8 protein-coding genes are annotated in these 11,160 nt (G+C 62.2%); 7 read left to right on the forward strand and 1 reads right to left on the reverse strand.

The window, feature by feature from the left end; all coding sequences use genetic code 11:
* Positions 1-25 precede the first annotated feature (25 nt).
* The 7 genes from AC11W3_RS07065 (at position 26) to AC11W3_RS07095 (ending at position 10,446) form a co-directional block, all read left to right on the forward strand.
* Positions 26-1,939: a fumarate reductase/succinate dehydrogenase flavoprotein subunit gene (locus AC11W3_RS07065; RefSeq protein ID WP_484092723.1), complete on the forward strand. Its 1,914-nt coding sequence runs from the start codon at positions 26-28 to the stop codon at positions 1,937-1,939.
* Between the two features lie 11 nt (positions 1,940-1,950).
* On the forward strand, positions 1,951-2,691 hold the full coding sequence (locus AC11W3_RS07070) for a succinate dehydrogenase/fumarate reductase iron-sulfur subunit (RefSeq protein ID WP_484089589.1): 741 nt from the start codon (positions 1,951-1,953) through the stop codon (positions 2,689-2,691).
* 725 nt (positions 2,692-3,416) lie between these two features.
* The gene (locus tag AC11W3_RS07075; RefSeq protein ID WP_484092724.1) at positions 3,417-3,695 is read left to right on the forward strand and encodes a TFIIB-type zinc ribbon-containing protein; all 279 of its coding nucleotides are present in this window, start codon (positions 3,417-3,419) and stop codon (positions 3,693-3,695) included.
* Positions 3,696-3,950: 255 nt separating this feature from the next.
* Complete coding sequence (locus AC11W3_RS07080) at positions 3,951-4,334, forward strand: response regulator (RefSeq protein WP_484089591.1); 384 nt, start codon at positions 3,951-3,953, stop codon at positions 4,332-4,334.
* 122 nt (positions 4,335-4,456) lie between these two features.
* Entirely contained in the window at positions 4,457-5,989 is a 1,533-nt protein-coding gene (locus tag AC11W3_RS07085) for a sensor histidine kinase (RefSeq protein ID WP_484092725.1), read from the forward strand.
* 249 nt (positions 5,990-6,238) lie between these two features.
* The gene (locus AC11W3_RS07090) at positions 6,239-7,354 is read left to right on the forward strand and encodes an efflux RND transporter periplasmic adaptor subunit (RefSeq protein ID WP_484089593.1); all 1,116 of its coding nucleotides are present in this window, start codon (positions 6,239-6,241) and stop codon (positions 7,352-7,354) included.
* Entirely contained in the window at positions 7,351-10,446 is a 3,096-nt protein-coding gene (locus AC11W3_RS07095) for an efflux RND transporter permease subunit (protein WP_484092726.1), read from the forward strand. Before AC11W3_RS07090 ends, AC11W3_RS07095 begins: the two co-directional genes overlap by 4 nt.
* A gap of 162 nt (positions 10,447-10,608) precedes the next feature.
* Here AC11W3_RS07095 and AC11W3_RS07100 read toward each other — a convergent pair.
* Positions 10,609-11,160 (reverse strand): methyl-accepting chemotaxis protein (locus tag AC11W3_RS07100; RefSeq protein WP_484089595.1); only part of this gene is annotated, 552 nt, incomplete at its 5' end.

Genomic DNA, 11,160 nt, shown 5'->3' on the forward strand with positions numbered 1-11,160 from the left:
TGGCGTACTGAAATAGGGGGTTCAAGTGATACTCGACGGAAAATGTCCGAAAGGACCGATACAAACTTCATGGGACAGGCACCGCTTCGACCTGAAACTGGTCAACCCTGCCAACAAACGTAAATACAGGATCATCATGGTCGGCACCGGTCTGGCTGGCGGCGCCGGCGCAGCTACCCTCGGCGAGCTGGGCTACAACGTGGACGCCTTCTGCTACCAGGACAGCGCACGCCGCGCCCACTCCATCGCAGCCCAGGGCGGCATCAACGCAGCCAAGAACTACCCGAACGACGGCGACAGCATCTACCGCCTCTTCTACGACACCATCAAGGGTGGCGACTTCCGCGCCCGTGAGGCAGACGTCTGGCGTCTGGCCCAGGTCTCCAACAACATCATCGACCAGTGCGTGGCCCAGGGCGTTCCCTTCGCCCGCGACTACGCAGGCTACCTGGACAACCGCTCCTTCGGCGGCGCCCAGGTCTCCCGTACCTTCTACGCCCGCGGGCAAACGGGTCAGCAGCTTTTGCTCGGCGCCTACTCGGCGCTCTCCCGCCAGGTGAAGGCCGGCTCGGTGAAGCTCTACCCCCGCTGCGAGATGCTCGACCTGATCGTGGTCGACGGCGAGGCCAAGGGTATCACGGTGCGCGACATGATCACCGGCGAAGTCAGGGCACATACCGCCGACGCGGTGGTCCTCGCCACCGGCGGCTACGTGAACGTCTTCTATCTCTCCACCAACGCCATGGGATGCTCGGTCACCGCTTCCTGGCGCGCGCACAAGAAAGGGGCCTTCTTCGCCAACCCCTGCTACACCCAGATCCACCCGACCTGCATCCCGCAGACCGGCGAGCACCAGTCCAAGCTGACGCTCATGTCCGAATCCCTCAGGAACGACGGCCGCTGCTGGGCCCCCAAGAATAAGGGCGACAACCGTGCCCCGGGCGACATCCCGGACGCCGAGCGCGACTACTACCTTGAGCGCAAGTACCCCTCCTTCGGCAACCTGGCTCCGCGCGACATCGCTTCGCGTGCCGCCAAGGAGCAGTGCGACGACGGCCGCGGCGTCGGACCGGGCGGTCGCGGTGTCTACCTCGACTTCGCCGACTCCATCAATCGCCTGAGCGAGAACACCATCCGCGAGCGCTACGGTAACCTCTTCGAGATGTACGAGAAGATCACCGACGAGAACGCCCACAAGGTCCCGATGCGCATCTACCCGGCGCCGCACTACTCGATGGGCGGCCTCGGGGTCGACTACAACTGCGAGAGCAACATCCCGGGCCTCTTCGTCCTGGGCGAGGCGAACTTCTCGGTGCACGGCGCGAACCGCCTCGGTGCCTCCGCCCTCATGCAGGGTCTGGCCGACGGCTACTTCGTCATCCCCTACACCATCGCCAACTACCTGGCCAAGACCAAGCCGGGCGCAGTCAAGCCCGACCACCCCGAGTGCAAGAAGTCGGTGGAGGACGTCAACAACCTCAACAAGAAGTTCCTCGGCATCAACGGCAAGAAGACCGTCTCCGAGTTCCACCGCGAGCTGGGCAAGATCATGTGGGAAAACGTCGGCATGGCCAGGAGCGAAGAGAGCCTCAAGGACGCGATCAAGAAGATCCCTGTCCTGCGCGAGGAGTTCTGGAAGAACGTCAAGGTCACCGGCAGCGGCGCGGAGCTCAACCAGCAGCTGGAGAACGCCGGCCGCGTGGCGGACTTCCTCGAGTTCGGCGAGCTGATGGCCAAAGACGCACTCCACAGGAACGAGTCCTGCGGCGGTCACTTCCGCGTCGAGCACCAGATGCCGGACGGCGAAGCCAAGCGCGACGACGAGAACTACTGCTACGTAGGTGCCTGGGAGTTCAAGGGGGTCGGTAAGGAGCCGGAACTGCACAAGGAGCCGTTGACGTTCGAAAACGTCCATCTGGCGGTAAGGAGCTATAAATAATGAGCCATGATATGAACCTTATCCTACACGTATGGCGCCAAAAGGGGCCCAATGAGCCGGGCAAGCTCGAGCAGTACGAGGCCAAGAACGTAAGCCCGGACCAGTCCTTCCTGGAGATGCTCGACGAAGTCAACGAGCAGCTCATCAAGACCGGCAAGGAGCCGATCGTATTCGACCACGACTGCCGCGAAGGTATCTGTGGCATGTGCTCGCAGGTCATCAACGGCGTGCCGCACGGCGGGCAGGAGCGCACCACCGTCTGCCAGCTGCACATGAGGTCCTTCAAGGACGGCGACACCATCTACATCGAGCCGTGGCGTGCCAAGGCCTTCCCGATCATCAAGGACCTGGTCGTTGACCGCACGGGTCTTGAGAGGATCACGCAGGCCGGTGGTTACACCTCCTGCCACACCGGTGGTGTTGCCGACGGCAACGCGGTGCTGATCCCGAAACCGGCCGCCGACTACGCCATGGACGCCGCCGAGTGCATCGGCTGCGGCGCCTGCGTCGCCGCCTGCCCGAACGGCTCCGCGATGCTCTACACATCCGCCAAGGTCGCCCAGCTTGCCGAACTTCCGCAGGGCAAGGCGGAGGCTGCCGAGCGCGTCTGCGCCATGACCGAGGCCATGCAGGAAAACGGCTTCGGCAACTGCTCGAACCACTACGAGTGCCAGGCCGCCTGCCCGAAAGGGATCAACGTCAAGTTCATCGCAAGGCTGAACAGGGAGTACCAGAAGGCGCTGTTCAAGTAAGGCCTGGCTTGACTCAAGCTGTATCCGCGGGGCGAGAGGGAAACTTCTCGCCCCGTTTTTTATGGCTGCGGCAATGTAGGAAAGCGGGGAAGCTGGAACATGACTCTCTCAGATGGTCGCGCCGTCAGGGAGTTGAGTCTCTTTGCACGGGCAGGATAGGGGAGGTTTCTTATTGTTAACTTTTCTTTATCGATGTTTGTGCTATATTGTGCTGACTCGGACCACTAAAGAGCATGAGAGCTTTTGATATGAAAATGGCTGCTGTTTTCTTGATCCTTGCGTATCTTCTCCTCCCCGGTGTCTGCTTCGCACATCCCTGCTACGTGGTGGAAGGAAGTTCAAACTCTCATGCCTCAACCTATGAGCTTGACAGCGAGGCCGACTGCGGTTTCCATGATTCCGATGACTGTGACACTACCTGCTGTTGTGGAAGTCACCTTCCGTCACCGGTGACTTTCGGCGCCGACCATGTCTTACTCACAAGGAAGGTAGCCATCACCGAGCCGTATCTGGTCCTGCCACTTTTTGCCGACCGGATCTTCATCCCTCCTCGAGCCTCTTCCTGATTCCGATCCCTATCATGCCCACATCTCAGGATCTGCTGCGGCTGGCACAACGGCCAGTCCCTGTGGCAGCTTTCGAACCGGATCCCCGCCTCCTGGTATCGCGCCAGTACATCATGTGCTGTTGATGCCGAGCGGGATGGAACAGAGGAGGATTAAGCTATGAATTGTCCAGTATGCAGCGGCGTGCAACTACTTATTGCAGATCGTCAGGGGGTCGAGATAGATTACTGCCCGCAGTGTCGTGGAATCTGGCTCGACAGGGGTGAACTCGACAAGCTGATCGAGCGCTCCTACAGCGTGGCGGGAGCATCCCCCCAACCGGAACAGCCCGGCCACCAGCCCGGCTACCGCCAGCACCACGAGAAGAGTCACGATGACCATCGATATGGTCATGGCAGCCAACACCGGAAATCCTGGTTGTCGGAACTGTTCGATTAAGAGTGTGGTCGATTCAGGATGTAAAGCTGGGCGAGAGGGAAACTTCTCGCCCCGTTTTTTATGGCCCCACCCGGCCTGCGTGCCCTCCCTGCCCAAGCCGGCCCCTGTCTCCTCTTGAGCCCGGGGGAAACCGCAGTTTTAAGGCAGGGTCCGGGGCTAAAGGCCATCTTGGCGCCGCCCTTTACTTCGATCGCCCCCGGCTGTTATCATGGACGCAAGGTCGGTGCTTTGCCGGCTGCCAAGCATGAGGCGAACATGAAGATAATGGTAGCTGAGGATGATCAGACCATGCGTCACCTGATGGCCACCATCCTGTCGCGTCAGGGGATCGACTGCACCGTGGTGGGAGACGGCCTGGGCGTGCTGAAGGCTTGGGAGCGGGATCAGTTCGACTGCATCTTGATGGATGTGCAGATGCCGCTGCTGGACGGGCTAAAGGCGACGCAGCTTATCAGGGAAAAGGAGAGGGAACGAGGCGGCCACACCCTGATCATTGCGGTCACGGCCTTCGCCGCCGACAGCGACCGGGAAAGATGCCTCTCGTCCGGGATGGACGACTACATCTCCAAGCCGATCGACATCGACCTGCTCCTTTCCCTCATGGCAAAGCACTCCAAGAGCTCGTGGATGCCCCGCTGACCACAATGGCCGCGCCACCCTGACGGCGCCCTTCGCTCCCCACTCCCCACGACTTTGCCCCGCCTCATCCTCGCTCCCCTCCCTGACAGCCCACCGCACCCGATCCGGCAAGGACACGGCTTATGCACGATCAGGTATCGCAAGAGCAGCAGATCCTGAAGGAGCAGGTCAAGCAGCTCTACGGACTTGCGCCGCTGGGGTTCATCGCCACCTTGGTGAACTCGACCCTCGTCTTCGTGGTGATGAGGAAGGTGATGCCTGTCGCCACCCTTTTACTCTGGCTGGTGGCGATCATGGCGGTGACTGCGCTGCGGGCGGCCTTGGTGGCCTGCTTCAACCGCGCCGATCCCGATCGTCTCGATCCCCGGTCCTGGTGCAGGCGGTTCACCGTTGCCCTCTTTTTCGTCGGGGTAGCCTGGGGGAGTATCAGTTTCGTTCCCTTTGTCTACTCCCCTGCCCACCAGGTCTTCCTCGCTTTCGTGCTGGGAGGCATGGCTGCAGGGGCTTCTTCTACCTTCTCCAAGGTGAAGCTGGGGTATCCCGCCTTCAGCATCCCCGCGCTGGTGCCGCTGGCGCTGCACTTCGCCCTGCTTCCGGACTCTTTCCACCACGCCATGTCGCTGATGACACTCCTGTACCTCGTGCTCCTCTGGAGGATATCCCTGCACAACTATCGCGTGAACAGGACTTCCCTGCTGCTGCGGTTCGAAAATGCCGAGATGATCGAGAGCCTGCGGCGAGCCAAGGAAGACGTCGAGGCCCTGAATGCACGCCTGCTGGAGCAGATAGGGGCCAAGCTTGAGGCCGAGGCCGAGCTCAGGCGTCACCAGGATCACCTGGAAAAGACGGTGAGGGAACGCACGCTCGATCTCTCGTCGGCTAACGAGCAGCTGAAGAACGCGCAGGAAAAACTGATCTCCGCCAAGGAGGCAGCCGAAGCCGGGAACCTGGCCAAAAGCGAGTTCCTGGCCAACATGAGCCACGAGATGAGGACCCCCCTCGCCGGGGCCCTGGGGATGATCAGGCTGGTGCTGGATCTCGAGATAGGGGAGGAAGAAAGGAGCCTCCTGGAGATGGCCAAGCGCTCGGCCGAGTCCCTGCTGCGCATCATAGCTGACGTGCTCGATTTTTCGCGTCTGGAGGCGGGCGTGATGAAATTCGAGAAGAGGTCCTTTTCCGTGCCGGAAACGGTAAGAAGCGCGGTGGAGGTGGTTTCCCTGAGCGCCCTCGAAAAGGGGCTCGACCTCTCCTGGACGGTGGAGGATTCGGTGCGGCAGGCGGAGGGAGACGAGGGGCGCCTGCGCCAGGTGCTGGTTAATCTCTTGGGCAATGCCGTCAAGTTCACGGAAAGGGGAAGCATCGAGCTGACGGTCAGGCCCTTCCTGGACGCGGAGGCCGGGGGGGGAAGTTTCCTCCTCTTCTCCGTACGCGACACCGGGGTGGGCGTTCCGGCCGGCCAATTGGAGAGGATCTTCGGCAAGTTCACCCAGATCGACTCGTCCCTCACCAGGAAATATGGCGGCACGGGGCTGGGGCTGGCCCTGTCGCGGCAGATAGTGGAGAAATTCGGCGGAAGGATCTGGGCCGAAAGCAGGGAGGGCGCCGGTAGTACCTTTTACTTCACCCTGCCCACCGACTGCGAGCGCGCATCCTAGCAGAAGGGGCGTCTCTCTCAGTCCGGAATACCGTCAATCTGTCACTGCGGCTTTCTTGAATGCCTCTTCGGTGAAGCAGGGCTTATTACCTTTAATTTATTTGCAGATATGCTATAGTTGTCCCCCCTTGACCCTTTCCTGATCCAGACGCCTTCCCCCCTCATACAGATCCTGGTATTGATCCATCCTGTGCCGGGCGGCCGACATAGGCGGGGACCAGGAAGTACTACACTAAAGAAAGCCCAGCCAATGGACAAAAAGACAACTACAGCAGCAATCATTTGCCTCACCCTTGTTTGCGCCTCGTGCTCCGAGAAGAAGCTTCCCCCCAAGGCCAAACCGGCAGTACCGGTCAAGGTGGCGCAGGCCGCCCGGAAGGATGTGCCGGTCCAGCTGAAGGCCATCGGCAACGTCGAGGCCTACCGCTCGGTCGCCATCAAGTCCCAGGTCAGCGGGCAGATCTCCAGGATCCATTTCGCGGAAGGAAGCGACGTCGAAAGGGGGGCGCTCCTCGTGAGCGTCGACCCCGAGCCGTTTCGGGCGACCCTCAGCCAGTGCCAGGCCGCCCTCGCCAAGGACCAGTCCCAGGCGAAGTTCGCCCGCGAGCAGGCGGTCCGCTACCAGGGGCTCCTGAAGGACGGAGTCATCGCCCGGGACCAGTACGAGTCGCTGGCCTCCAATGCCGAATCTTTGGCCGCCACCCTGGCAGCCGACAGGGCCGCCATAAGAAACGCCGAGATCCAGCTGGGGTACTGTTCCATCCGTTCGCCGATCTCCGGCCGGACCGGCACGGTTTCGCTGCAGCAGGGGAACCTGGTCAAGGCCAACGACCTCGCCATCGTCACCATCAACCAGGTCAGCCCCATCTATGTGACCTTCTCCGTTCCGGAAGGAAAGATCGCCGAGATCAAGCGCGCCATGGCTGCCAAGGAGCTCAAGGTGGAGGCGGTGATCCCCAACGAGGCCGGGAAAGGCGAGTACGGCACCATCAGCTTCCTCGACAACACCGTCAATGCCGGAACGGGAACCATCAAGCTCAAAGGGGTCTTCGCCAACAAGTCCCGCAGGCTTTGGCCCGGGCAGTACAGCGATATAGTCATGACCCTGGGGTCGAAGAAAAACGCAGTGGTGGTCCCGACCCACGCCATCCAGACCAGCCAGGACGGCGAATTCGTCTACGTGGTGAAGCCCGACAGCAAGGTCGAGATGAGGAAGGTGAAGCCCGGTGTCTCCTCGGGCGAGGAGACTGTCGTCGAGGGGGGGCTCGCCGCGGGGGAAACGGTGGTGGTGGACGGGCAACTCCGCCTCACCCCCGGCGCCGCGGTCCAGACCAGGGAGAAACCGGCGGGAGACCGGAAGCGATGAACATCGCGGAGCCCTTTATCCGCAGGCCGATCATGACCTCGCTGGTCATGATCGCCATACTGCTGTTCGGCGTCGTCTCGTACCGGCTGTTGCCGGTCAACGACCTGCCCAACGTCGATTTCCCCACCATCCAGGTGAACGCCAGCCTCCCCGGCGCCAATCCGGACACCATGGCCTCGGCGGTGGCCACCCCCCTGGAGAACCAGCTTTCCACCATCGCCGGCGTCGACTCGATGACCTCCACCAACGGCGTCGGCACCACCAGGATCACGCTGCAGTTCAACCTCGACCGGAGCATCGACGCGGCGGCGCAGGACGTGCAGGCGGCCATTTCGCTCGCCACCAGGTCCCTGCCCAAGAACATGCCGACCCCGCCCTCCTTCCGCAAGGTCAACCCGGCGGATCAGCCGGTCCTCTACCTGGCCCTCAGTTCGCCGTCCCTGCCCCTCTCCGGCGTCGACGAGTACGCGCAGACCCTCATCGCCCGCCGCATCTCCACCATCGCCGGCGTGGCCCAGGTCAATGTCTGGGGATCGCAGAAATACGCGGTCCGGGCCCAGGTCGATCCGAAGGCTCTGGCCTCCCGCCGGATAGGGATCGACGAGGTGGCGGCAGCCATCGACCAGACGAACGTGAATCTCCCGACCGGGGTGCTGGACGGGAGCAAGCAGTCCTTCACCATCGAGGCCAACGGGCAGCTCTTCAAGGCGGCGGCCTACCGGCAGATGGTGGCGGCCTACCGGGACGGCTCGCCCGTGCGGCTCGAGGAACTGGGGCGGGTCCTGGACAGTGTCGAGAATACCAAGACCGCCAGCTGGTACAACAATACCCGCGCCATCGTCCTCACCGTGCAGCGTCAACCCGGGACCAACACCATCGAGGTGGTCGACGAGGTCAAGAAGCTCCTGCCGGCCTTCCGCAGCCAGATCCCGGCCTCGGTGGAGTTGAACGTCCTCTTCGACCGCTCGGTCCAGATCCGTGAATCGATGCGCGACGTGAAGTTCACCCTGGTGCTGACCGTGGGCCTGGTGGTCATGGTCATCTTCCTCTTCCTGCGCAACCTCTCCGCGACCGTGATCCCTTCGCTGGCGGTGCCGATGTCCATCGTCGGGACCTTCACCGTCATGCGTCTGCTGGGCTTCTCCCTGAACAACATCTCCATGATGGCTCTCACCCTGGCGGTCGGCTATGTCGTGGACGACGCCATCGTCATGCTGGAGAACATCGTGCGGCACATGGAAGAGGGGGACTCCGCCATGGAGGCCGCCCTCAAGGGGTCGAGGGAGGTCGGCTTCACCATCATCTCCATGACCATCTCGCTGGTGGCGGTATTCATCCCGGTCCTCTTCATGGGCGGAATCCTGGGGAGGCTTTTGCACGAATTCGCCGTCACCATCGGCGCCGCCATCCTGGTCTCCTGCTTCGTTTCCCTGACCCTCACCCCGATGCTGTGCAGCAGGTTCCTGACCCACCAGGGAGGGGGACACGGTCGGCTCTACATGATGATGGAAGGCTTCTTCAACGGGATGCTGCGGCTGTATGAGCGCTCCCTCGGGCAGGTCCTCCGCTACCGCCGCACCACCATCGCCGCGACCATCGGCATAACCCTCCTCACAGTCTGGCTCTTTACCGCCGTCCCCATGGGGTTCCTGCCGACCGAAGACACCGGGCGCATCAACGCCGACACCGAGACCGCGCAGGGCGCCTCGTTTGCCGACATGCGCGCCCACCAGGAGGCGGTCGCCGCCATAATCGCCAAGGATCCCAACGTGGACGGGTTCATGTCCTCGGTCGGCGGGGGGCGCGGCACCAACAACGGCTCCTTCTTCATCCGTCTGAAGCCGCGTGAGAAGAGGAAACTTTCCGCGGACGAGGTGATCCAGGAATTGCGGCCCAAGCTTGCCAAGGTGCCCGGAATCCGGACCTTCCTCAAGAACGTGCCGTCCATCCAGATCGGCGGCATGAGCTCCAAGAGCCAGTATCAATTCACCCTGCAGGGGCAGGATACGGGCGAACTCTACCGGGCTGCGGCCGAACTCGAGACCAGGCTGAAGGATCTGCCGGACCTCCAGGACGTGACCAGCGACCTGCAGATCAGCAATCCGCAGGTGCATGTGGAGATCAACCGGGACAAGGTGGCGGCACTGGGTCTCTCCGTGCTGCAGGTGGAGGACGCCCTGGGCTATGCCTACGGGACGAGGCAGGTGTCCTCCATCTTCGCTCCCACCAACCAGTACCAGGTGATCCTGGAGCTCGACCCGCTCTACCAGGGAGACCCGGCGGCGCTGGGGATGCTCTACGTCCACGCCAAGAGCGGGGAACTGGTGCCGCTGGACACCATCGCCACCATCACCAAGACCATCGGACCCCTTGCCGTTAACCACCTGGGGCAGCTCCCCGCCGTCACCCTGTCCTTCAACCTCCGCCCCGGTGTGGCGCTGGGAGACGCCATGAAAGAGGTCGACGCCCTTGCCGACAGGACCCTCCCCCAGACAGTCAGCACCAGCTTCCAGGGAACCGCCCAGGCCTTCAAGTCCTCCTTCAGCGGGCTGTGGATGCTCCTGGCGATGGCGATCTTCGTGATCTACGTCGTGCTGGGCGTTCTCTACGAAAGCTACATCCACCCCGTCACCATCCTCTCAGGGCTTCCCGCCGCCGGGTTCGGGGCGCTCATCACCCTGATCATCTTCAGGTGCGACCTGAACATCTACGGTTTCGTGGGGATCATCATGCTGATCGGGATCGTGAAGAAGAACGCCATCATGATGATCGATTTCGCGCTGGAAGCCGAGAGGAAAGGGGGGAAGACGCCGCTGGAGGCGATCTACGAGGGGGCGCTGGTGAGGTTCAGGCCGATCATGATGACCACCATGGCGGCGCTCCTCGGCGCCCTCCCCATCGCCATGGGATTCGGCGCCGGGGGCGAGGCCCGTCAGCCCCTGGGGCTGGCCGTGGTCGGAGGGTTGCTGACCTCGCAGTTGTTGACGCTCTACATAACACCGGTGGTTTACTACTTCATGGACCAGCTGCTGAAGAGAGTGGTTGGGCGGAAGCGTGCCCCGGCTGAAGGTGTGGCGACAGCCGAGTCATAGTCAGTCCCCTCCGCCGGTGAACTGCGGGTGTCGTCGCAGCTGCCTGCCTGAGGTAACTGCAATGAAAAAGTCCCGGGATTCCCCGGGACTTTTTTATTGGCAATGTGTCACGACGACGGTGACATTGGCAGCGCCAGGTTCATTCTAAAGCCGCATCGGCTGCTAAAACCTTTCATAATCACTGTCAAAGCTGTCATCGGACTCTGCGAGATCGAGGTCGTGTCCCACTGCCTTCCGCGCCTCACCCTTTACCCGGGCGGCTTTGGCAGGCTTCCTTCCCCGACTTGCATCTGCTTTCACGACCGCCTTTCGTACCGGTGTTCCCTTCTCCATGATCCTGAAATATTCGACGCTGTCCTCCAATTGGGCAGCCTGGCTGGAGAGTTCCTCGGCGGTCGAAGACATCTCTTCGGCGGCGGAGGCATTCTGCTGGATCACCTGGTCCAGCTGCTGGAGAGCCTTGTTGATCTGCTCCGCGCCGGAGTCCTGTTCCCGGCAGGCCGCGCTGATCTCCTGGACCAGTTCAGCCGTCTTCAGAATGTCCGGCACCATATGGTTCAGCATATCCCCGGCCTTCTCGGCTATCTCGACGCTCCTGGTCGACAGTTCCGAGATCTCACCGGCCGCTTTCTGGCTCCGCTCCGCAAGCTTGCGCACCTCGGAGGCCACGACCGCGAATCCCTTGCCATGCTCCCCGGCCCGGGCAGCCTCGAT

Source organism: Geomonas sp. (assembly GCF_056994735.1).